Genomic DNA, 23161 nt, shown 5'->3' on the forward strand with positions numbered 1-23161 from the left:
CCCGCCTCGCCGAGGCGGCGAGGCGGGCGACGGGTGTCAGGCGACGGTGAGGGCACGGCGGATGAGGTCGGTGAGGATGCCGCGCACTTCGTCGGAGCGCATGATGACGACCAGAAGGCCCGCGAACGCGACGGCAGCCATCGTGGCGATGGCGTACTCGGCGGTGGCGGCTCCGGTCTCGTCGCCGAACAGGCGGGCGGCGCGGCGGCGAGAGAGGCGGGGAAGGGACATGGGGGCGGCTCCATTTCTCGATCCGTTCGGATCGGCTTCGGCGGGTGGGCGGGCACGGTCTGGAAAGGCACGGCCTGGAAAGGCACGGTCTGGAAAGGCACGGTCTCGCGAAAGGCACGGTGTGGGACGGCAAGGTGTCGGCGGGATCACAGGGTCAGGGGAACGGCGCTCATGACGCTGAGCATCATCGGAGCGACGCCCAGGAGCAGGAACGCGGGCAGCGTGCACACGCCGAGCGGAAGCAGCAGGCGCGAGGAGAGGTGCGCCGCGCGGAGCCGCGCGGCCGTGCGCGCACGGTGTCGTTCGAGAGACGCCGACGCGCGCAGCAGCTCCACCGCGGGTACTCCGGCGCGCCGGGACAGCGAGAGGATGCTCTCGGCGGCGGCGTCGAGAGGATGACCCAGCGCGTCCGCGACCAGTGCGCGAGCCCGATCGATGGAGGCACCGGAGCTCAGGGCTATCGCGAGGACGTCGGTCCCGAGACCGGGGATCCCGCTTCCGTCACGCGCCCGCCGCACCAGCCGGGCGCTCCACCGGCTCGCGGCGATCACCAGTGCGATGCCGGCGGCGAGACACGCCCAGCCGACCGGACTGCCGACGAGGACGCCGAGCGTATCGAAGCCCAGCGCAAGCCCCAGTCCCACAGCGACGAGGGGAAGCCACGACATCAGCCGGGCCGTTCCGGCCGGCTCCGCCAGCGCGACCGCGACCTCGTCCTTCGCCTCCTGCGCGTCGCGGAGCGCCGCGGCGATGCCGCGCAGACTGTCGGCCAAGGGGGCTCCGACGATCGTCGCGACGCGCCACGCCGCGCCGACATCCCGCCATGCGCCGGTACGCTCCTCGGCAGCCGCGCCCCCGGCAGGGTCCGCCGCCACGCCGGCGCGACCGATCGCGTCGACGAGCGCCTCTCCCCTGCGGCAGGCGGCGGACACCCGCTGCGCCGCCGCATCTCCGGACTCGCCGAGGTGCTGCCACGCACGCGCCGGGGCGATGCCCGCCTGGAGCAGCACGGCCAGTCGCAGCACCGTCTCGCCGACCGCGGCGGGATCGTCGCCCGCCCGTCCGTGACGCGGACGCACCCGACCGAGTGCAGACAGGACGCCGCTCACCCCGGGCACTCGAGCTCCTCGACGTGCAGGCGCCCGTCATCCCCGAGGACGGGCCGCCCGATCTCCGACAGCCGGCGTCGACCATCGGGTCCCCTGCTGACATGGAGCACGCGACCGATCGCGCTGACCGCCTGACGGGAGAGGGCGAGGTCGTCCAGGCCCGCCAGGGCACCGAGCGCCTCCAGGCGGGCGGGCACATCGGCGAGCCCGTTGGCGTGCAGGGTGCCGGCACCTCCGTCGTGCCCGGTGTTCAGCGCCGAGAGCAGCTCGCGCACCTCCTCGCCTCGGCACTCGCCCACCACGAGCCGATCCGGCCGCATCCGCAGCGCTTCGCGGACCAGCCGCGCCAGACCGATCGCCCCCGCGCCCTCGAGGTTGGGCTGCCGCGCCTCCAGCCGCACATGGTGGGGGTGGTCGAGACGCAGCTCGGCGACGTCCTCGATCGTGACGATCCGCTCATGCCCCGGCGCCGCCGACAGCAGCGCGGACAGCAGCGTGGTCTTGCCCGCGCCGGCGGCACCCGTCACGAGGATGTTCTCGCGACGCACCACCAGTTCCTCGAGCAGATCCCGCGTGCGCGCCCCGAACATGCCCCGCGCCTCCAGATCACCGAGGGTGGGCCTGGCGACCCGCGGCACCCGGATCGAGATCACGGTGCCCTCCGTCGAGACGGGCGGGAGCACCGCGTGAACCCGCAGGCCCCCGTCCAGGCGCACGTCGACGCACGGCGTCGCATCGTCGATGTGGCGTCCGCCGAGGCCGATGAGTGCGACGGCGAGATCGCGCACCTCCTCCTCGGCGGCCCGCCAGGTCGCCACGGGCTCCGGGCCCCCGCCGCGATCCGCGAACAATCCCGCCGATCCGTTGACGAACAGGTCCGACACCTCGGGATCATCCAGCAGCGCGGAGAAGGGCGCGAGGACGGGATGCCGGGGCGGCGGCACCTCTGCTCGCGAACCAGCTGCTCGCGAACCGGTGGTTCGTGACGCCTCCCTTCTGGACACCTCTCCGCGGGGCACCTCTGTGGTGGACTCCGCCGCGGGCGACAGGGTCGCCGACGGGTCCTCCCGCGTCGCGCGCACCGCGGGCGTGGGGACCCACCGCGGCGGCGCTCCCGGACGCCCGGGCACTTTCGATCCCTCGCCCTCGCGCGGAGTCGGCGCCGGCGCGAACGGGGGCTCCTCCCCCGTGATGGGCAGGCGCGGCCGGACCACGGGAGTGCGCGGCTGGGCGACGAACGGCGACGACATGTCACGACAGTACGAGCGCGGTCCCGCGCCCCGGCGCGGGCGGACGGCGCCGGTGGAGAGGTCGTCGCCGAGGCGGCCTGGGGAGGAGCGGATGCCCGGCCAGTCGAGCTCGCCCAAGAGAATGGCGGCATCCCATGGGGGGAATGGGATGCCGCCACAAGCGGCACCGCACTTCGGGGGGTGACTCGGGTGCCGCAATGCCAGAATCGAATGTTCGGCCGAGCAGAGCATATTCGACAAGTCCCTGCCCGACAAACGGGAGACCGTGTTCCCCGCGATATATCGCTCGTGTCCCGCTCGGATCCGTCCGTCCGACGTCGTTGGCGGCGCAGCGGCCGCTCCCCACTATCGGAGGTAGTGCGCCTGCACGGGCGTGGGTAACGTCCATGTCAGACTCGCCGACGATCGGCATCCACCGTCTGCCCGCAAAGGAGCGCGCCGCATGAGCAGCCAGATCGACCACCTTCTGAACGAGACGCGGCGCTTCGCGCCCGAGGAGCAGTTCGCCACGGCCGCTGTCGCCGACGCCGATCTGTACGACCGCGCCAAGACGGACCGCGAGGGGTTCTGGGCCGAGCAGGCCCGTGAACTGCTGCACTGGGAGACGCCGTTCACCAAGGTGCTGGACTGGTCGAACCCGCCGTTCGCCGAGTGGTTCGCCGACGGCGAGCTCAACGTGGCCTACAACTGCCTCGACCGTCACGTCGAGGCGGGCAACGGGGATCGCGTGGCCCTGCTGTGGGAGGGCGAGCCGGGCGATGACCGGCGGGTGACCTACGCCGAGCTGACCGATGAGGTCAAGCGCCTGGCGAACGTGCTGGGCGACCTGGGGATCGGACAGGGCGACCGCGTCGCGATCTACATGCCGATGATCCCCGAGGCCGTGGCGGCGATGCTGGCCGTCGCCAGGGTCGGCGCGATCCACTCCGTCGTCTTCGGCGGGTTCTCGGCGGACTCGCTTCGCGCACGGATCGACGACGCCGGCGCGCGGCTGGTGATCACCGCCGACGGCGGCTACCGCAAAGGGAAGGTGTCACCACTCAAGCCCGCCGTCGACCTCGCTCTGGCCGACCGCAACGGATCCGGCCCCCAGGAGAGCGTCGAGCACGTGATCGTGGTCAAGCGCGGCGGCAACGACGTCCACTGGACCGAGGGTCGCGACCTGTGGTGGCACGACGTCGTGCCCGCAGCGCCCGCCGATCACGTCGCCCGCGCCTTCCCCGCCGAGAACCCGCTCTTCATCCTCTACACCTCGGGGACGACCGGAAAGCCCAAGGGCATCCTCCACACCTCCGGCGGCTACCTCACCCAGGCGACCTTCACCAACAAGGTCGTCCACGACCTCCACCCCGAGACGGACGTGTTCTGGTGCACGGCCGACATCGGCTGGATCACCGGACACTCGTACGTCACGTACGGCCCGCTGGCCAACGGCGCGACCCAGGTCCTCTACGAAGGCACACCCGACACCCCGCACCCGGGGCGGTGGTGGGAGATCATCCAGAAGTACGGCGTGAGCATCTTCTACACCGCGCCCACCGCGATCCGCTCGTTCATGAAGATCGGCCGGCAGGTTCCGGCGCAGTTCGACCTGTCCAGCATCCGTCTGCTCGGATCGGTGGGCGAGCCCATCAATCCCGAGGCATGGATGTGGTACCGCAAGGTCATCGGAGCGAAGAGGGCCCCGATCGTGGACACCTGGTGGCAGACCGAGACCGGGGCCATCATGATCTCGGCACTGCCGGGAGTCACCGAGACCAAGCCGGGATCGGCACAGGTCGCCCTTCCCGGCATCAGCGTCGACGTCGTCGACGAGGACGGTGCGCACGTCGGCAACGGCAACGGCGGTCTGCTCGTGGTGACAGATCCCTGGCCGAGCATGCTGCGCGGGATCTGGGGCGACCCCGAGCGCTTCGTCGAGACGTATTGGGACAAGTTCCGCAGGCAGGGCTTCTACTTCGCCGGAGACGGCGCGCGGCTCGACGACGACGGCGACGTGTGGCTCATGGGTCGCGTCGACGACGTCATGAACGTGTCGGGGCACCGCCTCTCGACCACCGAGATCGAGTCGGCTCTGGTCGGCAACGAGGCCGTCGCCGAGGCGGCCGTCGTCGGCGCATCCGATGAGACCACCGGTCAGGCGGTCGTCGCCTTCGTCATCGTCAAGCAGAGCTATCTGCAGGCGCACTCCGCCGAGGGACTGGCGCAGTCGCTGCGGTCGTGGGTGGCAGAGCAGATCGGCCCGATCGCGCGGCCGCGCGACATCTACATCGTGGGTGAGCTGCCGAAGACCCGTTCCGGGAAGATCATGCGGCGCCTGCTGAGGGACGTGGCCGAAGGCCGCGAGGTCGGCGACACGACGACGCTCGCCGACACGGCGGTCATGAGCGTGATCTCAGCGCAGGTCAGGTGACGACCGAGAAAGAGCGGATGCCGCTGCTCAGGCGACGGTGAACACGACCTCGACCTCGACAGGACTGTCGAGGGGAAGCACGGGCACGCCGACCGCCGAGCGGGCGTGACGTCCGGCATCCCCGAAGATCTCGCCGAGCACATCGCTCGCGCCGTTGATGACGCCCGGCTGGCCGGTGAAGTCCGGTACGGATGAGACGAAGCCGACGACCTTCAGCACACCGGTGAGCCGGTCGACGCCGCCCACCGCGGCGGCCGCCGCGGCGACGGCGTTGAGCGCGCACTGCCGCGCGTAGTCCTTCGCGTCGGATGCCGGGACGAGACCGTCGCCTTCCCCGACCTTTCCCGTGGCCGGGAGCGCACCCTGGACCATCGGCAGCTGTCCGGAGGTGTAGACGAGGTCGCCGTGAGCCTTCGCGGGGATGTACGCCGCCACCGGCGGGACGACCTCGGGGAGGGCGATGCCGAGCTCGGCCAGACGCTGCGAGATCGTCACGTCAGCTCCCTTCGAACTGGCGGGAGGCCTCGGCTGCGGCGCTGAGGCCGGCGTTGGCCGCGCCACCGCCGGTGGGGCGCTTGAAGTAGGCCACCAGGCCGCCCTCGGGTCCGGGCACCACCTGCACGAGCTCCCACCCCTGCTTGCCCCAGTTGTTGAGGATCGCAGCGGTGTTGTGGATCAGCAGGGGCGTGGTGAGGTACTCCCACGTCGTCATCGAGGCTCCTCGGATTGGCGGATCGCGGGCGTTGCGTGGCTGGGAATGCACCGCGTCGACGCGCGGCTGTCAAGGGATCGCCCAGGTATCTCCCTTACGATCAAGCCTATGCCTGGAACGAAACGAACGGCCAGCGGTGTGCTCGGCGGTCTCGCCGGCCTCGTGGGCCTCAGCGCCGTCGCGGGCGTGCTGATCAGCGCCACCGTCACCCCCGCCATCGCCGTGTCGGGGGCGGCCGCGTCGAGCGCGATCACGATGTTCGACAATCTGCCGAGCGTGCTCGACATCGACAAGCTGATGCTCCCGACCACCATCTACGCCAAGGACGGCGAGGGCGAGTGGCGCGAGCTGACGCAGTTCTACGACCAGAACCGGTCGCCGGTGGAGTTCGACGAGATCGCGCCGGTGATGTACGACTCGATCCTCTCCAGCGAAGACCCCCGCTACTTCCAGCACGGAGGCGTCGACCTGATCGGCACCACGCGTGCGGTGATGAGCAACGTCCGCGGCGGCGGCGAGACCCAGGGCGGGTCCTCGATCAGCCAGCAGTATGTGAAGAACATCCTCGTCCAGCGCTGCGAGGCCGAGGCCAAGGCGACCGAGACCACCACGCTCGAGGAGGAGCGGTTCAACTGCTGGTTCGAGGCCACGCGTTCCGACGGCACCGACGGCATCCAGCGCAAGCTTCAGGAGATGCGCTATGCCATCGCCCTGGAGCAGAAGTACTCCAAGAACGAGATCCTCCTCGGCTACCTCAACATCGCGAACTTCGGCGGCACGACGTACGGCATCGACGCCGCCGCCCGCTACTACTACGGTGTCTCGGCCGCCAACCTCAACCTCGCGCAGGCCGCGACCCTCGCCGGCATCGTGCAGAACCCGAACACCTACCGCATCGACCAGCCGGGCAACGAGGTCAACGGCAAGGCCGACGGGTACGCGCAGACCAAGCAGCGCCAGCAGTACGTGCTGGACCGCCTGCTCGACGACGGCAAGATCACGCAGGAGCAGTACGACGCGGTCTACGACGCTCCCCTGGAGCCGAAGATCACCCAGCCCAAGGTCGGCTGCGCGGCCGCGACCGGGGCGGAATACTTCTGCCAGTACGTGCGGTACGTGATCGAGCGCGACCCCGCATTCGGCGCCGAGCCCGAGGACCGCATCGAGGCGCTCCGCCGCGGCGGCCTGAACGTGTACACCACCCTTAACTGGGACCTGCAGCAGACCGCGCAGCAGGCCGTCCGCGACACGGCACCCACCTCGGTCCCCGGCACGAAGTTCGGGACGTCCTCGGTCAGCATCGAAGCCGAGACGGGCCGCATCCTCGCGATCGCGCAGAACACCAGGTTCAGCGAGAGCATCACCGACGACAACAATTACTCGTCGATCGTCTACGCCGGCGACAGCCGGTTCGGTCAGTCGAACGGTTTCAACGCCGGGTCGACCTTCAAGCTGTTCACCCTCATCGACTGGCTCGAGAAGGGCCACTCCGTCAACGAGGTGCTCGACGGCCGGCTGCGCGAGATCCCGCGGATGACGAACTCGTGCAACGGCGACTGGGTGAACCAGGACAGCACGATCGTCGGCAACTTCAACAAGGTGGGGGGCTACACCGGCACCCCGGTGCAGTTCACCAGGGACTCTCTGAACTCCGGCTACTTCGCCATGGCCGAGCAGCTGGACCTGTGCGACATCCAGAAGGCGGCGACCAAGATGGGCGTGACGCGCGGAAACGGCGACCCGGTCATCATGGACACCCAGTTCTCGGTCATCGGGTCGAACGACGTGTCGCCCCTGTCGATGGCGGGTGCGTATGCGACCGTCGCGAACAACGGCATCTACTGCCAGCCGAAGGCCATCGACAAGGTGACCGACTCCGACGGCAACGAGTGGACCCTGCCGGAGCGCGAGTGCACGCAGGCGCTCGACCCGAAGGTCGCGGCGACCGCAGCCTTCGCCCTGTCGAGCGTCATGAACCCGGGCGGAACGGGCGCGTTCGGCAACCCCTCCGACGGCACGCCGCTGCTGGGCAAGACCGGAACCCACGAGACGTATCAGACGTGGCTCATCGAGTCGAGCACCAAGGTCGCCACAGCCGTGTGGGTCGGCAACGCCGAGGGCAAGGCCGACATGTTCACCAACTGGCACAACGGCTGGCAGCTGTCGCAGCTGCGCTACCTGCTGGCCCGGACCATCCAGGGCAAGGCGAACCAGCTGTACCCCGGCGGTCCCTTCCCGACCCCCGACTCGCAGCTGACGCGTCAGGTCCTCACGGACCTGCCGAACGTGGTCGGCCAGTCGGTGGATGACGCTCGCGCCACCCTGCAGCAGGCGGGATTCACGGTCGTCGTCGGCGACGCCGTCGACTCGCCGGCGGCCGAAGGCATCGTGGCTTCGCAGGACCCGGGTGCCGGCCAGGTGGCCGGCGGGACGACGGTGACCATCCGTCCGTCCAACGGTCAGGGCATCGAGGTGCCGGATGTCGCCGGTCAGGGTCTGGATGACGCGGTCAGCGCTCTGCGCAGTGCCGGATTCGGAAATGTCCGCGAAGGCTCGTGCGAGTCCAGCGAGGATGCCGGCAAGCAGCCCGAGGCGACCAACTCCAACCCGAGCGCCGGAAGCGTCGTGAACCGCAATTCCGCGATCACCGTCAATTACCAGCAGCGCGACTGCGGTGGCGGCGACAGCGGCGGTCGCGGCAACAGCGACGACGACTGATGGCGCCAGGCCTCACCCGCACCGCCCTCACCGCGATCACCGCGGTGGGGGCGGTCGGCGTCGGCGCGGCCGTCTGGGGTGTGGGGATCGAACGCTTCCTGTTCACGGTGCGGCGCCACGAGCTCGAGGTCCTCCCCGCCGGCTCGCGGCCCCTGCGCATCCTCCACGTGTCCGACGCCCATATGGCGCCGTGGCAGCACCGGAAGCAGCAGTGGATCGCGCAGCTCGCCGAGCTCGCGCCCGACGTCGTCGTGAACACCGGCGACAACCTCGGCCACCGCGACGGACTCCGCGGCCTGCGCACGGCCTTCGATCCGCTGCGCGGCGTGCCCGGGGTCTTCGTCCACGGCTCCAACGATCACACCGCGCCCACCCCTCGCAATCCGCTCCGCTACTTCACCGGTCCCTCCGGCCAGGTCAGCGAGCCGGAGCCCCTCGACACCGACGCCCTCGACGCGTACCTCGGCGAGGAGTTGGGCTGGATCGACCTCAACAACAAGGTGGGGCACCTGGACGTCGGCGGGGTGGACATCGACGTCTTCGGAGTGAGCGACGCCCACCGCAAATGGGACCGTCTCGATCGGCTGCCCGCTCCGCTCGAGGCGCAGCGGGCGAAGCACACGGCCGCGCTCAGCCTCGGGGTCACCCACGCCCCCTACCGGCGGGTGCTGGACGAATTCGTCGACCTCGGCGCGGACCTGATCCTCGCCGGCCACACCCACGGCGGTCAGGTGCGGATCCCGGGCGCCGCACGCGCCCTCGTCGCCAACTGCGACATCCCCCTGGATCAGGCCCGGGGTCTGAGCGCGTGGAACCATGGGGGCACATCGGTGCCGCTCAACGTCAGCGCAGGACTCGGTCACTCCATCTATGCGCCGGTGCGCTTCGCCTGCCGCCCCGAGGCCTCCGTCCTCGACCTCCTCCCCCGCGCCTGACAGCCGCCGAGGCGCCGGTGAGCAGTCGCCCACCCTCTCCTCCCCAAGCCGCTTCGCACCGACCGCCATCCCCACTCGGACGGGGACGGCTTTCCACGGCGCCTCCCCGCGCGACGATCGAGACTCCACAGACCCGGAGGACTCGATGGCCACCCCTGCTCGCACCCCGCTGACAACCCGGCTCAGCCGCTGGATCGCCGCGACGATCGTCGCCGTCCTCGCGACGCTGGGCGTCCTGCTCACCGCCGCCCCCGCCCAGGCCGCATCGCGCGGCGTCGGGTTCGGCACGTGGGCACCCACATCCGCCCACGGCTGGCACGGCTCGATGCTGATCGACGGCGTCCACACGTACTGCATCCTTCCGGGCAAGCCCCTCCCCACCGGTCCGAGCGTGGACCACGGCATCAGCGCGGACGCGCGCGGGCTCACCCCGGCGCAGCTGACCGGCATCAACCTGCTGGTGACGCGCTACGGCCAGACATCCGACCCCGTTCAGGCGGCAGCCGTGGGCTGGGCGGTCAAGGCCATCGCCGACTGGGACGAGACCCTCCACCACTTCGGCTACCGCGGCGACTCGCTGGCCGGGGCGATCAACTGGACGTTCTCGGCCCTCGCACCCGACCACAACGCCGCGGTTCAGAAGCGGGCCGTCGCGTACTACAAGGAAGCGATGGCCATCGGGCCCGGACCCACGACACCGACCGGCAGCCTCACGATCGCCGTCGACCCGGACGACCCCGCACGGGGGTCGGTCCAGGTGGACTCCGCGACCGCCGCGACCGGCACCCTCGCGCTCGAGAACGCGGTCTTCTCCGACACCGGCACGAGCGAGCGGAAGGATGCCGCCACCGGCGTCTCCTATCCGATAGACGCGGTGCCTCCCGCACCCGGGCGGGCTTTCCACGTCTCGGCGGCCGGTTCGTTCCAGACCGGCATCGCCGCCGCCGTCCGCCATTACACGACGCGAGGCGGGCAGGACACCGCAGGGCCTGCGGGGCCCGGGCGGTTCCGCGTCGAAGGACGCGACGAAGTGCCCCGCCATCCGCTGTTCGCACCGACCATCACCACCCAGGCGCTCGCATCGGTCGAGCCCGGAGACGCGTTCGTCGACGACGTCGTGGTCGGCGGCGACCTCGCCCACTGGCCGCGGGACGACGACGGCGCCCCGATACCGGTGACGGCCACGGCGGTGGTCTACCGCACCGACGCCGAGCCGACGCTGGTCGAGGAGGGGATCCCGGACGGCGCCCGCGCCGTCGGCTCGCTGGGTGCCACCATCGAGAACGCCGACACCGTGCGGGTCACCTCGGCCTGGGCACTCGAGGAGCCCGGCTTCTACACGGCGGTCTGGACGATCCGCCGCGAAGATCAGCTCGCCGAGGTCGCCGCGCACCTTCCTGCGGACTACACATGGGTGGAGGCCTTCGGCACACCCTCGCAGATCGTCCACGTGGCCGCACCGCCGCCCGCCGAACCGGAGCCGACGCCGCAGCCGTCGCCCGAGGCGCCGCCGACGCCTCAGGAGGACGTCGAAGCACCGTCCGCCGCGCCCCCTCGTGAGCCCGAACTCGCCGCCACCGGCGTCGACACGGAGTCGGTGCGACCGGCCGCCGGATGGGCCATCGGCCTCATGACGACAGGGGGCGCGCTCCTCGCCCTGCGCCGCGGTCGGTTCGAAGCATCCACTCCCATCGGGTAGACTCGTCGAGTTGCCCGCGGGGTGTGGCGCAGCTTGGTAGCGCGCTTCGTTCGGGACGAAGAGGCCGCAGGTTCAAATCCTGTCACCCCGACAGCAGAGAGGCTCCGCCGCAAGGCGGAGCCTCTCGCGCATCCGGACCGCACGCGTGAGGGAGACCGTGAACGCCACCACCCCGCCCCGTCTCGTCGCCTTCGACCTGGATGACACGCTCGCGCCTTCCAAGAGCGCGATCGACCCGCGCATCGGGGATCTGCTGATCGGTCTGGCGCAGCGGGTCGAGGTGGCGATCATCTCCGGTGGCCAGCTCGCCCAGTTCACCGCGCAGGTCGTGGACCGTCTGCCCGAGACGGATCCGGCAGTCCTCGAGCGGGTGCACCTCCTGCCCACCTGCGGCACCCAGTACTACCGGATCTCGGCCGACGGCATCCGCACCGTGTACGCCCACTCCCTCACCGACGACCAGAAGTCGCGCGCTCTCGCCGCCGTCGAGCAAGAGGCGCGGCGCCTCGGCTACTGGGAGTCCGAGACGTGGGGAGACATCCTCGAGGACCGCGGATCGCAGATCACCTTCTCCGCCCTCGGCCAGCGGGCCCCGCTGCAGGCGAAGACCGCGTGGGATCCCTCGGGCTCGAAGAAGAACGAGCTGCGTGCCGCTGTGGCCGCACGTCTTCCCGATCTCGAGGTCCGCTCCGGCGGCTCGACGTCCGTGGACATCACCCACCGGGGCATCGACAAGGCCTACGGCATGGGCCGGCTGTCAGAGCAGACCGGCATCCCTCTCGATGACATGCTGTTCGTCGGAGACCGCCTCGACCCGGACGGCAACGACTACCCCGTTCTCGCGATGGGCGTGGCGTGCCAGGCGGTGGACGGCTGGGAGGACACCGCCGTCTTCCTCGAGGCCCTCATCCCCTCACTGCCCGCCCGCTGATCCTCGCAGACGGGCAGCGGGGTGACGCTCATCGTTTGACGGATGCCGCGGCGGGCGCTGTCTTGCTGCGAGCCGGAGCGCGACGGGCGGACGGCTGGGCGACCGGCACGAGACGCTGCAGCTGCGTGACGTGCTTGGGCTCGAGCTCCGCCAGCGTCGACACGCCGAGCAGCTTCATCGTGCGCTCGATCTCGGTGCGGAGGATCTCGATCATGCGGTCCACGCCCTCGCGGCCGCCGGCCATGAGTCCGTACAGGTAGGCGCGACCGACGAGCGTGAACTTCGCACCGAGGGCCACCGAGGCGACGATGTCCGCGCCGTTCATGATGCCGGTGTCGATCATGACCGTGGCGTCCTTGCCGACCTCGCGGACGACCTGCGGCAGCAGGTGGAACGGGATCGGAGCGCGGTCGAGCTGACGGCCGCCGTGGTTGGACAGCACGATGCCGTCCACGCCCAGGTCGACGAGCTTGACGGAGTCCTCGACGTTCTGCACGCCCTTGACGACGATCTTGCCGGGCCAGATGCCGCGGATGATCTCGAGGTCCTCGTAGCTGATCGTCGGGTCCATCGCCGAGTTGAGGAGCTCCCCCACCGTGCCGCCGGTGGTCGACAGCGACGCGAACTCGAGCTTCGGGGTCGTCAGGAAGTCGATCCACCACCAGGGGCGCGGGATCGCGTTGATGATGGTGCCGATCGTCAGCTGGGGAGGGATGGCGAACCCGTTGCGCTTGTCACGCAGTCTCGCACCCGCGACCGGCGTGTCGACGGTGAACATGAGGGTGTCGAATCCCGCCTCCGCCGCACGCGTGGCCAGGCCGTACGAGATGTCACGGTCGCGCATGACGTACAGCTGGAACCAGTTGCGGCCGTTCGGGTTCGCGGCCTTGACGTCCTCGATCGACGTGGTGCCGAGGGTCGACAGCGTGAACGGGATGCCGGCGGCGCCGGCGGCCGAGGCCCCCGCGCTCTCGCCCTCGGTCTGCATGAGACGCGTGAACCCGGTCGGCGCGATGCCGAACGGCAGCGCTGAGGGGCCGCCGAGGATCTCGATCGACGTGTCCACCGACGGCGCGGGCTTGAGGATGCCCGGGTGGAACTCGATGTCTTCGAAGGCCTGTCGCGCGCGCGCCAGCGACAGCTCCGCCTCGGCGGCGCCGTCGGTGTAGTCGAAGGCGGCCTTGGGGGTGCGGCGCTTCGCGATCGCGCGCAGGTCCGAGACCGTCAGGGCGGCGTCCAGGCGACGCTTCCTGCCGTTGAGCTCGGGCTTCTTGAACTGCATCAGCTCGAGAAGCTCGGAGGGATTGGGAAGCTGGCGGGTGACCATCGGATGCCTTTCGTCAGGAGTGCGCGCGGGACAGGCCCGCGTGTGCGTAGTAGCCGGTGATGTGGGCGGTGACCAGGGACGCCGCGCGGGCGGCATCCCCTGCATCCACCGCAGCGAGGATCGCGCGATGCTCGTCGCGCAGCCGGGAGGCCGTGGCGTCCCAGTCGGGGATGCGCTCCGCGCCGGTGCGGACGTAGGACTCGATCGCGCTGCGCAGGCCGGCCATCATTGCGGCGATGACGACGTTGCCCGACGCGTCCGCGAGCGAGAGATGAAGCTGCGCGTCGAGGGCGAGGAATTCGTCGGCGGTGAGGTCGTCCGCCTCCATCGCCGTGATGATCGCGCGGGTCTGCTCCACATCCCGGTCCGGATCTGCGGCCAGTGCCTCGACGACGGCGGCTTCGAGGACGAGGCGGGTCGCGACGACGTCGTCGATGGGGAAGCCCTGCGCGGCGACCTGCAGCCTGAGGAGGGCGGACATCCCGCCACGAGGCGTGGCGATGATGATCGCCCCGGCGTTGGGGCCCGAACCGGTGGACGTGCGGATGAGACCCATGACCTCGAGCACGCGCAGCGCCTCGCGGACGCTCGAGCGCCCGACGCCGAGCGCGCTCGACAGGTCACGCTCGCCGGGCAGGCGGTCGCCGGGCGCGAGTCGGCCCTCGAGAAGGTCACCTTCGATCTTCTCGAGCACCGTGCGCCACGCACGTGGCGTCGGAGTGGATGCGGTCATTGCTCTCCCTGATGGTCAGACCACATTTACCAGATGTGGTCTGACCATGCAAGGATGAGTCAGCCCAGGGCGCCGCGGGACTCCCTCAGATAGCAGTCGGCGCACATCGACTCGTATGTGACCCGATCGCTGGAGAGCTCGTCGATCGCCACCTGATCGCCGTCGAAGACGAACCGCCCTCCCACCAGCCGGGCGTTGAAGAGCGCCTTGGCGCCGCAGCGGCAGATCGTCTTCAGTTCCTCGAGGCTGTGCGCGAGCTCGAGCAGGCGGCGCGAGCCGGGGAACGCCTGCGTCTGGAAGTCGGTGCGGATGCCGTATGCCAGAACCGGAATGCCGTCGAGCACGACGATGCGCAGCAGATCGTCGACCTGCGCCGGTGTGAGGAACTGCGCCTCGTCGAGGAGGAAGCATGCGACGTCGGGAGCGGCGCCGGTCGCCGACGACTCGGGGATGAGCGCCTCCTCGGCGTGCTCGCGCACGCGGGCGCGGTGCTCGGCGAAAAGGGCGCGCAGGTCGTCGTCCGGACCGATCAGGAAGTCCACCTTGCGCTTGACGCCGAGGCGGCTGTCGATCTGATCCGCGCCCTTGGTGTCGATCTCGGGCTTGGCCAGCAGGACGTGCTGCCCACGCTCCTCGTAGTTGTACGCAGCCTGCAGCAGGGAGGTCGACTTGCCGGAGTTCATCGCCCCGTAGCGGAAGTACAGTTTGGCCACCCGAGGAGTCTACGGAAGCCGCGCACCCGCACGATTCACGCGGTCAGTTCGAGCCTCTCGGCCGTTTTGAAGAGGGCCTGCTGCGCGGCATCCGGTCGCGGGTTGAGCGTGTCGCCGTAGCTGGGGATCAGCTCACGCAGGCGCGGCTCCCACTCCTGGACGCGGTCGGGGAAGCACGTCTTGAGCAGACCGAGCATGATCGACACCGCCGTCGACGCGCCGGGCGATGCGCCCAGCAGGCCGGCGATCGTCCCATCGGCGCTCGTGACGACCTCGGTGCCGAACTGCAGCACGCCGCCCTTGTCGGGGTCCTTCTTCATCACCTGAGCGCGCTGGCCGGCGTTGAGGAGCTCCCAGTCCTCGTCCTTGGCCGTCGGCATGAAGGTGCGGAGACTGTCGACCTTCTGCTTGTGCCCCTTTAGCAGTTCGCCCACGAGGTACTTGATGAGACCCGGGTTGTCGATGGCCACCTTGATCATGGGCCACAGGTTGCCCGGGCGCACCTGGGCGACGATGTCGAGCATCGAGCCGTTCTTGAGGAACTTCGGACTGAACGTCGCGAACGGTCCGAACAGCAGCGAAGCCTCGCCGTCGACCACCCGGGTGTCCAGGTGCGGCACCGACATCGGCGGCGCACCCACCGACGCCTGCGAGTAGACCTTCGCCTTGTGCTGCGCGACGATGGCCGGGTTGGAGGTCTTCAGCCACTGTCCGCCGATCGGGAACACCCCGTAACCGTCGATCTCGGGGATGCCGGAGCGCTGCAGCAGCTTGATGGCCCACCCGCCGGCGCCCACGAACACGAAGCGCGCGCGGATGCTGCCGGGAGTGCGGCCGATCGAGTCGCGCCAGCGCACCTCCCACGTGCCGTCGGAGCGCTTCTTGAGGCGCTTCACCTCGCGGTTGGTGATGACCTCGGCGCCCTTGGCCTCGAGGTGCGCGAACAGCTGCCGCGTGAGAGCCCCGAAGTCGACGTCGGTGCCGGCGGGCACGCGTGTGGCCGCGAACGGCTCATCCGCCTTCCGGCGCTTCTTCATCAGCAGCGGGGCCCACTGGTGGATGACCCGCGAGTCCTCGCTGTACTCGATCCCCGCGAACAGAGGCTCTTTCTTGAGCGCCTCGTAGCGCTTCTTGAGGTAGGCGACGTCCTTCTCCCCGCGCACGAATGTCATGTGCGGCGTGGAGTTGATGAAGGTCGAAGGGGCGTCGAGGACGCCTTCGGCGACGAGCGACGACCAGAGCTGGCGGCTCTGCTGGAACTGCTCGTTGATCGAGATCGCCTTCGCGGGATCGACCGATCCGTCCTTGCCCTCGGGCATGTAGTTCAGCTCGCACAGGGCGGCGTGACCGGTGCCGGCGTTGTTCCACGCGTTGGAACTCTCGAGTGCGACGTCGCTCAGTCGTTCGTAGACGACGATCTTCCAGTCGGGCTGAAGTTCACTGATGAGGGTACCCAGGGTGGCGCTCATGATGCCGCCACCGATGAGTACGACGTCGACGGGTTCTGTCACCCACCCATCCTAGATGGCGGCGACGGCGCCCTTTCGCGCGGCCACGATCTCAGCGATCTGCACGGCGTTGAGCGCGGCGCCCTTGCGCAGATTGTCGTTGCTGATGAACAGCACGAGCCCCTTGCCCTCGGGCGCGGACTGGTCGGCGCGGATGCGGCCCACGAAGCTCGGATCCTTGCCTGCCGCGTGCAGCGGGGTCGGAACCTCGGCCAGGCTCACTCCGGGTGCCTCGGCGAGGATCTCGCGCGCGCGGTCGGGCGTGATCTCGCGGGCGAACTCGGCGTTGATCGAGAGCGAGTGACCGGTGAAGACCGGCACGCGCACACAGGTGCCTGCGACGCGGAGATCAGGGAGCTCGAGGATCTTCCGCGACTCGTTGCGCAGCTTCTTCTCCTCGTCCGTCTCGTTGAGGCCGTCCTCGACGATCGAACCGGCGAGCGGGATGACGTCGAACGCGATGGGCGCCACGTACTTCTGGGGCGCCGGGAAGGGGACGGCCGATCCGTCGTGCACGAGCCGGAGCGTGTCGCCTTCGGCGAGAACCTGCTCGACCTGGCCGAGGAGCTCCTGAGCGCCGGCGAGGCCGGAGCCCGACACCGCCTGATAGGTCGAGACGATCAGCCGCTCGAGGCCGGCCTCGGCGTCGAGGACCTTCAGCACGGGCATGGCGGCCATGGTGGTGCAGTTGGGGTTGGCGATGATGCCCTTGGGCGGGTTCTCGGTCGCGTGAGGGTTGACCTCGGCCACGACCAGCGGCACCTCGGGGTCCATGCGCCACGCGCTGGAGTTGTCGATGACCACGGCGCCGGCCTCGGCGAAGCGGGGGGCGTGCGCCCGGGAGCCGGTCGCACCCGCCGAGAAGAGCGCGATGTCGATCCCGGTCGGGTCGGCGGTGGCGATGTCCTCGACGAGGATCGACTGCCCGGCGAACTCGACGGAGGTGCCGGCAGAGCGCGCGGTCGCGAACAGCCGCAGCTCGCGGATCGGGAACCCGCGCTCCGCGAGGATCTCGCGCATGACGGTCCCCACCTGGCCGGTGGCGCCGACGACGGCGACGGAGAGTCCTGAGTCGGAGATGCGGGTCATGATGCTTTTCCTCGGTTCGGGGTGGGGAAGCGGTGTGAGGCTGGGGTGGTGGCGGCTCAGCGGCCGGTGCCGGCGTACACGGTGGCGTCGATGTCGCCGTCGAGCCCGTAAGCGGTGTGAACGACGCGTGCGGCCTCGGCGAGGTCGTCACCGCGGACGACGACCGAGATGCGGATCTCCGACGTCGAGATCATCTCGATGTTGATGCCGGCGATGCTGAGCGCCTCGAAGAGCGTCGCCGAGACACCCGAGTGGGTGCGCATGCCGGCGCCCACGACCGAGAGCTTGCCGACCTGGTCGTCGTGAACCAGGTTGTCGAAGCCGATTTCGGACTGGTCGGCGCTGAGCGCCTTCAGCGCGATCGCCGCGTCGCCCTTGGGGAGGGTGAACGAGATGTCGGTGCGGCCGGTGGCCGCCGCCGAGACGTTCTGCACGATCATGTCGACGTTCGCGCCGGACTTCGCGACGATCTTGAAGATCTCGGCGGCCTTGCCGGGCACATCGGGCACCCCGATGATGGTGATCTTGGCCTGGCCAAGGTCGGTCGCGACGCCCGCGACGATCGGCTCTTCCATCTCTTCTTCCTCACCGTTGGGACGGGTCTGTCCGGGTCCGAGCACCCAAGTGCCCTCGCCCGAGCTGAACGTGGAGCGCGCATGGATCAGCACGCCATGACGCCGGGCGTACTCCACCGCGCGGATGTAGAGCACCTTCGCGCCGTTCGCGGCGAGCTCGAGCATCTCTTCCGAGCCGACGACGGAGAGCTTTCGCGCCTTGGGGACGACGCGCGGGTCGGCGGTGAAGATGCCGTCGACGTCGCTGTAGATCTCGCACACGTCGGCCTGGAGCGCTGCCGCCAGCGCGACCGCGGTGGTGTCGGAACCGCCGCGCCCGAGCGTGGTGATGTCGCGGGTGTCGCGGTTGAAGCCCTGGAAACCGGCGACGATCACGATCGCGCCCTCGTCGAGCGCCTCGCGCAGACGGATCGGGGTCACATCGACGATGCGGGCGGAGCCGTGGTCGGCGGTGGTGATCATGCCCGCCTGGCTGCCGGTGAAGGACCGGGCCTCGAAGCCCATGGAGTGGATGGCCATCGCGAGCAGCGCCATCGAGATGCGCTCTCCGCTGGAGAGGAGCATGTCGAGTTCGCGCGGTGCGGGGATCGGCGCGACCTGACCGGCGAGGTCGAGCAGCTCGTCCGTGGTGTCACCCATCGCGCTGACGGCCACGACGACGTCATGGCCGGCGCGGCGGGTGTCGACGATCCGCTTGGCGACGCGCTTGATGCTCTCTGCGTCGGCGACGGACGACCCGCCGTATTTCTGGACGATCAGCGCCACGATGAGACTCCCGAAGTGCCCGGGCGGGCACGCGTGTGGTGACGGGCGGGCGACCGGATGCCGCACCCATCGGTACATCTTACGGATGCGGTCATGCGGGGCCGGCCATGTGACGCCCCGGGACGGCAGGCCGAGCCCGCGTCGATCCCGACCGGCCACCGGCCGTGGCTACGATCGGATGATGGGACCCCGCCGACGAAGACTCCTCGGTTCGCTCGGGAGTCTCGTGCAGGTGGGCTCGCCCGGCGACGAGACACGAGCGCTGCTCGTCGTCGACGACGCACTGGCCACCCGCATCCTGGATCTCGCGGTGCGCATCGGCGAGACGATGCTGGTCACCGGCGCATCGGCGAGCGAGGTGACCCTCACGATCGTTCGGGTCGCCGGGGCCTACGGCCTGGACCCGGTGCACGTGGACGTCACTTACAACTCCATCACGGCGGCGCATCACCACAGCGGTGCGGCACGTCCGATCACCCTCATGCGGGTCGTGCGCGGCTCGGTCCCCGACCATGACAAGCTGCAGCGGATCCAGGCGCTGGTCGCCGAGGTGGGTGCCGGGATGGAGCTCGGCGAGGCGGTCGAGCGCTACCGTGAGATCCGCCGCCGACCGTTCCGGTACCGGCCGCTCGTGGTCATCTGTGCCCAGGCGCTGCTGGCCGTCGGAGTCGCGGTCATGTACGGCGGCACGTGGCTGGTCATCCTGCTCGCCTTCCTCGGGGCGGGTGGCGCCGCACTCACGCAGTTCGGGCTGGGCCGTGCCCGGGTGCCGTACTTCTTCAGCCAGATCGCCGGCGCGTTCGTGCTCACCATGGTGGCCGCGGCGTCACCGCTGCTGGCCGCCACGGGGTGGGAGTCGGCGCAGGGGCTGCGGCCGTCGCTCATCGTCGCGTCGGGCATCGTGCTCATGCTCGCCGGGCTGACGGTCGTCGGGGCCGCACAGGACGCGATCGACGGGTTCGCCCTGACGGCGACGGGTCGGATCCTCGAGCTGATGACGCACACGCTGGGTGTCGTCCTCGGCATCCTCGCGGGCCTCGAGACGGCCCGGGTGCTGGGGGTGGGGATGGATCCGCCCGACGACGCGCTCCCGTTCGGCCCGGTACCGCTGCAACTGCTCGGCGCCGTGCTGATCGCGATCTCGGTGGCCGTGTTCAACGGCGCCGGCGGTCGCATCGTCGCGGTGAGCGCGACGCTCAGCCTCGTCGCCTGGGTCGGGTACCTGGCGACCACGGCTGTCGGCTTCGATGTCGCCGCGGCCAGCGGCGCCGGCGCGCTGCTCGGGAGCTTCGTGGGGATCGTCCTCGCCCACCGCCTGCACGTGCCGTCGGTGGCCATCACCATCGCCGCCATCCTGCCCATGGTGCCCGGTGCCGCCGTCTTCCGCGGGCTGCTCAGCGTCGTGGCCGCCGACGGCTCCCCCGCAGTGCTGCTGGACGGATTCGGCACGCTCGTCAGCGCCGCCATCATCGGCATCAGCCTCGCCGTGGGGGCGTCACTGGGCATCTACCTCGGGCAGCCGGTGCGCTCCACTCTCGGCACGGTGGTGCGAACGCGAGCGCGCGTCCGCCGCTGACGAGACGCGATCTCCCCCGCTCAGACCGACCGGCGACCCTCGAAGGCGCGGCCGAGGGTGACCTCGTCGGCGTACTCCAGGTCGCCGCCCACCGGCAGTCCGGAGGCGAGGCGCGTGACGGCGATCTCGAGAGTGTGCAGCAGACGGCTGAGATATGTCGCCGTCGCCTCGCCTTCGAGGTTGGGGTTGGTGGCGATGATGACCTCCTGCACGGTGCCGTCGGCCAGTCGCTGCATCAGCTGGGTGATGCGCAGGTCGTCGGGGCCGACGCCCGCGATCGGACTGATCGCTCCCCCGAGCACGTGGTACAGGCCGCGGAACTCGCGCGTCCGCTCGATCGCCGCGACGTCCTTGGCGTCTTCCACGACGCAGATGAGCGCGGGATTGCGACGCGGGTCGCGGCAGATGCCGCAGCGCTCCTGCTCGCTGACGTTGCCGCAGATGTCGCAGAAGCGCACCTTGTCGCGCACGTCGCGCAGCAGCTCCGCGAGGTGCGACACGTCGAAGTTCGGGGTCTGCAGGATGTGGAACGTGATGCGCTGGGCCGACTTGGGTCCGATGCCGGGAAGGCGTCCGAACTCGTCGATCAGGTCTTGGACGATGCCGTCGTACATGGCCTAGTTGAACCTCGTGGGTGCCTCGTAGGGCTCTTCGCGTACGAAGCGCGCACCGAGCACCTGCCGGACCACCGCTTCGCCGTAGCGCTGGACCCCGTCATCGCGGGTGGTGGTCTGCGGAAGGCGCGGCGCCACCACGGGTGGAACGGGGACATCGTCCGCGGGCACCTCGGGCGCGGGCTCGTCCTCGTCGTCCTGCGGATCGGCGACGTGCGAGTTCTCGACGTCGGTCGGCGCGAGCACCACGCCGTCGCGTGCCGGGGCCAGGGTGGCCACCTGCGCGCGCGCGGTCGGCGCGGCATCCTCGGGCTCGTCGTCGACGGCGAACTGCGCCACTCCGTTGCCGCCGGGGATGGGAGCGACCGCCCAGTCGGTGACCGGCTCGGTCGACGCCGGCGCCGTCTGCTGTGCGCGAGTGGAGGGCCGCGTCGAGGCCGACGAACGAGCCGGGGCGGACGTCCCCGCCGTCACGGTTTCTCCCGGAGGCGATGACGCACCACGGCCGTCGCCGGGGGGAACCGGGGCCTGCGGGCTGTCGGGAGGACCGCCGGGTCCTCCGGAGCCGCCCGGGTCCCCGCCGCCGTCGGAGGAGCCCTCGCCTTCGTGCTTGGCGAGGTACTTGACCCGGATGCCGAGCACGGCCAGGATCGCCGTGCGAAGATCCTCGCTCGGACCCGACCCCGCCGAGCGCTGCTTGAAGGTGGCGACGTCCTTCTGGCTCTGGAACGAGAGGGTGAGGACGTCGGCGTCGAAGTCGGCGACGCGCGCACCGGTCGCTATGAGCCAGGAGGTGCGGCTGATGTCTTCGAGCCGGGCCAGCACTTCGGGCCACGCGTCGCGCATGCGCTGCACGGTGACGGGGCCGCTCGGCGCCGGCGCGGGCGCGGGCGCATCCGGCACCGCGACAGCAGGCGGTTCCGGTGACGCGGGCGCCGCACTCACCTGCGGAGAGGGCGCCGCCGAGACCGGTGCCTGCGGGGCAGGTCCCGCGGCGGGCGTCGAGACAGCCGGCGGGGTGGAGGCGGGCGCCGCCGATGCGGGCGCCGACGGGGTGGAGACGGGCGGCGCGGCCGCAGGAGCCGGCGCGGCTGCCGCAGCAGCGGGAGCCGGCGCGGCTGCGGGAGCAGCGCCCCCCTGGGCGGCCGGGGCGTGCGCGAGCACGCGAGCGATCATGAGTTCGAGCTGCAGGCGGGGGGACGTCGCTCCGCTCATCTCGTCGAGTGCGGCGATGACGATGTCGGCGGTCCGCGACAGGCGGGTGGCGCCGAACGCGTCGGCCTGGCGCTGCATGGTCGCCAGGTCTTCCGCCGAGACGCCGCGCAGCACGGCGGACGCACCCTGCCCTGTGGCGGCGACGACGATCAGATCGCGCAGGCGCTCCAGCAGATCGTCCACGAAACGGCGCGGATCCTGCCCGGTCTGCACGACCCGGTCGACGGCACTGAAGGCCGCGGCGGGGTCGGCCGAGGCGAACGCGTCGACGACCTCGTCGAGGAGTTCGGCGTGGGTGTAGCCGAGCAGCGAGACCGCTCGCTCGTAGCCGACGATCACACCGGCGTCCGTCATCTCGGAGCCCGCGATCAGCTGGTCGAGCAGCGACAGGGTGTCTCGCGGCGATCCGCCGCCCGCGCGCACGACGAGCGGCAGGACCCCCGCCTCGACGGTGACCTTCTCGGACGCGCACAGCTCCTGCACGTACTCGAGCATCGCTGCGGGCGGAACCAGACGGAACGGGTAGTGGTGCGTCCGCGACCGGATGGTGCCGATGACCTTCTCGGGTTCGGTCGTGGCGAAGATGAACTTCACATGGTCGGGAGGCTCTTCCACCAGCTTCAGCAGGGCGTTGAAGCCCTGCGGGGTCACCATGTGCGCCTCGTCGAGGATGAAGATCTTGAAGCGGTCGCGCGCGGGCGCGAACACCGCGCGCTCGCGAAGGTCTCGGGCGTCGTCGACGCCGTTGTGGCTGGCGGCGTCGATCTCGACCACGTCGAGGGATCCTCCCCCGCCGCGACCGAGTTCGACGCAGCTGTCGCACTCGCCGCACGGGGTGTCGGTGGGCCCCTGGGCGCAGTTGAGACAGCGCGCGAGGATCCGCGCCGACGTCGTCTTGCCGCATCCGCGCGGACCCGAGAACAGGTAGGCATGACCCACGCGGTCGCCGCGCAGTGCGGTCATGAGGGGCTCGGTCACCTGAGCCTGCCCGATCATCTCGCCGAACGCCTCGGGACGGTAGCGGCGATACAGAGCGGTGGTCACTCCC

Annotated in this window: 19 protein-coding genes and 1 tRNA gene; 7 read left to right on the forward strand and 13 right to left on the reverse strand. The window is 70.3% G+C overall.

The genetic code is table 11. The annotated features are described in order from the left end of the window. Nucleotides 1-36: 36 nt before the first annotated feature. The 3 genes from Q9S36_RS08810 to Q9S36_RS08820 form a co-directional block, all read right to left on the reverse strand. Complete coding sequence (locus Q9S36_RS08810) at nucleotides 37-231, reverse strand: DUF4244 domain-containing protein (RefSeq protein ID WP_311284781.1); 195 nt, start codon at nucleotides 229-231, stop codon at nucleotides 37-39. A gap of 146 nt (nucleotides 232-377) precedes the next feature. Beyond that, entirely contained in the window at nucleotides 378-1340 is a 963-nt protein-coding gene (locus Q9S36_RS08815; protein WP_311284782.1) for a type II secretion system F family protein, read from the reverse strand. Beyond that, nucleotides 1337-2224 (reverse strand): TadA family conjugal transfer-associated ATPase, encoded by an 888-nt coding sequence (locus tag Q9S36_RS08820; RefSeq protein ID WP_396653734.1) that lies wholly within the window; start codon nucleotides 2222-2224, stop codon nucleotides 1337-1339. The genes Q9S36_RS08815 and Q9S36_RS08820 overlap by 4 nt, the downstream gene beginning before the upstream one ends. An 808-nt stretch (nucleotides 2225-3032) precedes the next feature. Between Q9S36_RS08820 and acs the strand changes: the two genes are divergently transcribed. After that, the gene (gene acs / locus Q9S36_RS08825; protein WP_311284783.1) at nucleotides 3033-5003 is read left to right on the forward strand and encodes an acetate--CoA ligase; all 1971 of its coding nucleotides are present in this window, start codon (nucleotides 3033-3035) and stop codon (nucleotides 5001-5003) included. Nucleotides 5004-5030: 27 nt separating this feature from the next. Here acs and Q9S36_RS08830 read toward each other — a convergent pair whose 3' ends face one another. Next, complete coding sequence (locus tag Q9S36_RS08830) at nucleotides 5031-5498, reverse strand: RidA family protein (protein WP_311284784.1); 468 nt, start codon at nucleotides 5496-5498, stop codon at nucleotides 5031-5033. Nucleotide 5499: 1 nt separating this feature from the next. Beyond that, entirely contained in the window at nucleotides 5500-5715 is a 216-nt protein-coding gene (locus tag Q9S36_RS08835; RefSeq protein ID WP_251450804.1) for a DUF4177 domain-containing protein, read from the reverse strand. Nucleotides 5716-5823: 108 nt separating this feature from the next. Between Q9S36_RS08835 and Q9S36_RS08840 the strand changes: the two genes are divergently transcribed. The 5 genes from Q9S36_RS08840 (at nucleotide 5824) to Q9S36_RS08860 (ending at nucleotide 11998) form a co-directional block, all read left to right on the forward strand. Further along, on the forward strand, nucleotides 5824-8433 hold the full coding sequence (locus Q9S36_RS08840) for a transglycosylase domain-containing protein (RefSeq protein WP_311284785.1): 2610 nt from the start codon (nucleotides 5824-5826) through the stop codon (nucleotides 8431-8433). After that, complete coding sequence (locus Q9S36_RS08845) at nucleotides 8433-9368, forward strand: metallophosphoesterase (protein ID WP_311284786.1); 936 nt, start codon at nucleotides 8433-8435, stop codon at nucleotides 9366-9368. The genes Q9S36_RS08840 and Q9S36_RS08845 overlap by 1 nt, the downstream gene beginning before the upstream one ends. Before the next feature lie 145 nt (nucleotides 9369-9513). Continuing rightward, nucleotides 9514-11067, forward strand: a complete 1554-nt coding sequence (locus Q9S36_RS08850; RefSeq protein ID WP_311284787.1) for a hypothetical protein — start codon at nucleotides 9514-9516, stop codon at nucleotides 11065-11067. A 17-nt stretch (nucleotides 11068-11084) separates the two neighbouring features. Continuing rightward, a tRNA-Pro gene (locus tag Q9S36_RS08855) sits at nucleotides 11085-11158 on the forward strand. Nucleotides 11159-11224: 66 nt separating this feature from the next. Continuing rightward, nucleotides 11225-11998: an HAD-IIB family hydrolase gene (locus Q9S36_RS08860; RefSeq protein WP_311284788.1), complete on the forward strand. Its 774-nt coding sequence runs from the start codon at nucleotides 11225-11227 to the stop codon at nucleotides 11996-11998. Between the two features lie 28 nt (nucleotides 11999-12026). Here Q9S36_RS08860 and Q9S36_RS08865 read toward each other — a convergent pair whose 3' ends face one another. The 6 genes from Q9S36_RS08865 to Q9S36_RS08890 are packed head-to-tail and all read right to left on the reverse strand — an operon-like array spanning nucleotide 12027 to nucleotide 18708. After that, nucleotides 12027-13325 carry an alpha-hydroxy acid oxidase gene (locus tag Q9S36_RS08865; RefSeq protein ID WP_251450815.1) on the reverse strand — a complete coding sequence of 433 codons (1299 nt, stop codon included), beginning with the start codon at nucleotides 13323-13325 and terminating at the stop codon, nucleotides 12027-12029. A gap of 13 nt (nucleotides 13326-13338) precedes the next feature. After that, the gene (locus Q9S36_RS08870) at nucleotides 13339-14058 is read right to left on the reverse strand and encodes an FCD domain-containing protein (protein WP_311284789.1); all 720 of its coding nucleotides are present in this window, start codon (nucleotides 14056-14058) and stop codon (nucleotides 13339-13341) included. 59 nt (nucleotides 14059-14117) lie between these two features. After that, a complete protein-coding gene (locus tag Q9S36_RS08875; protein WP_311284790.1) occupies nucleotides 14118-14771 on the reverse strand; it encodes a thymidine kinase in 654 nt (217 codons plus the stop codon). A 35-nt stretch (nucleotides 14772-14806) separates the two neighbouring features. Then, complete coding sequence (gene mqo, locus Q9S36_RS08880; protein WP_311285073.1) at nucleotides 14807-16240, reverse strand: malate dehydrogenase (quinone); 1434 nt, start codon at nucleotides 16238-16240, stop codon at nucleotides 14807-14809. A 51-nt stretch (nucleotides 16241-16291) separates the two neighbouring features. Continuing rightward, entirely contained in the window at nucleotides 16292-17368 is a 1077-nt protein-coding gene (locus Q9S36_RS08885; protein ID WP_311284791.1) for an aspartate-semialdehyde dehydrogenase, read from the reverse strand. 56 nt (nucleotides 17369-17424) lie between these two features. Continuing rightward, complete coding sequence (locus Q9S36_RS08890) at nucleotides 17425-18708, reverse strand: aspartate kinase (RefSeq protein ID WP_251450822.1); 1284 nt, start codon at nucleotides 18706-18708, stop codon at nucleotides 17425-17427. Between the two features lie 181 nt (nucleotides 18709-18889). On the opposite strand from Q9S36_RS08890, the gene Q9S36_RS08895 reads away from it, so the two are divergent. After that, complete coding sequence (locus Q9S36_RS08895; RefSeq protein ID WP_311284792.1) at nucleotides 18890-20284, forward strand: threonine/serine exporter family protein; 1395 nt, start codon at nucleotides 18890-18892, stop codon at nucleotides 20282-20284. Nucleotides 20285-20304: 20 nt separating this feature from the next. Here the strand turns inward: Q9S36_RS08895 and recR are convergent, their stop codons facing one another. Both recR and Q9S36_RS08905 read right to left on the reverse strand, forming a co-directional pair. Beyond that, entirely contained in the window at nucleotides 20305-20898 is a 594-nt protein-coding gene (gene recR, locus Q9S36_RS08900; RefSeq protein WP_251450824.1) for a recombination mediator RecR, read from the reverse strand. A gap of 3 nt (nucleotides 20899-20901) precedes the next feature. Beyond that, nucleotides 20902-23157: a DNA polymerase III subunit gamma and tau gene (locus tag Q9S36_RS08905; RefSeq protein WP_311284793.1), complete on the reverse strand. Its 2256-nt coding sequence runs from the start codon at nucleotides 23155-23157 to the stop codon at nucleotides 20902-20904. Nucleotides 23158-23161: the final 4 nt, after the last annotated feature.

It is taken from the genome of Microbacterium sp. ARD31, assembly GCF_031844425.1.

What these genes read in the sequence shown, in the direction of transcription:
- Q9S36_RS08810 (WP_311284781.1), bottom strand. Translation starts at nt 231, where the DNA reads ATGTCCCTTCCCCGCCTCTCTCGCCGCCGCGCCGCCCGCCTGTTCGGC.
- acs (WP_311284783.1), top strand. Translation starts at nt 3,033, where the DNA reads ATGAGCAGCCAGATCGACCACCTTCTGAACGAGACGCGGCGCTTCGCG.
- Q9S36_RS08835 (WP_251450804.1), bottom strand. Translation starts at nt 5,715, where the DNA reads ATGACGACGTGGGAGTACCTCACCACGCCCCTGCTGATCCACAACACC.
- Q9S36_RS08840 (WP_311284785.1), top strand. Translation starts at nt 5,824, where the DNA reads ATGCCTGGAACGAAACGAACGGCCAGCGGTGTGCTCGGCGGTCTCGCC.
- Q9S36_RS08845 (WP_311284786.1), top strand. Translation starts at nt 8,433, where the DNA reads ATGGCGCCAGGCCTCACCCGCACCGCCCTCACCGCGATCACCGCGGTG.
- Q9S36_RS08850 (WP_311284787.1), top strand. Translation starts at nt 9,514, where the DNA reads ATGGCCACCCCTGCTCGCACCCCGCTGACAACCCGGCTCAGCCGCTGG.
- Q9S36_RS08865 (WP_251450815.1), bottom strand. Translation starts at nt 13,325, where the DNA reads ATGGTCACCCGCCAGCTTCCCAATCCCTCCGAGCTTCTCGAGCTGATG.
- Q9S36_RS08870 (WP_311284789.1), bottom strand. Translation starts at nt 14,058, where the DNA reads ATGACCGCATCCACTCCGACGCCACGTGCGTGGCGCACGGTGCTCGAG.
- mqo (WP_311285073.1), bottom strand. Translation starts at nt 16,240, where the DNA reads ATGAGCGCCACCCTGGGTACCCTCATCAGTGAACTTCAGCCCGACTGG.
- Q9S36_RS08885 (WP_311284791.1), bottom strand. Translation starts at nt 17,368, where the DNA reads ATGACCCGCATCTCCGACTCAGGACTCTCCGTCGCCGTCGTCGGCGCC.
- Q9S36_RS08895 (WP_311284792.1), top strand. Translation starts at nt 18,890, where the DNA reads ATGGGACCCCGCCGACGAAGACTCCTCGGTTCGCTCGGGAGTCTCGTG.
- recR (WP_251450824.1), bottom strand. Translation starts at nt 20,898, where the DNA reads ATGTACGACGGCATCGTCCAAGACCTGATCGACGAGTTCGGACGCCTT.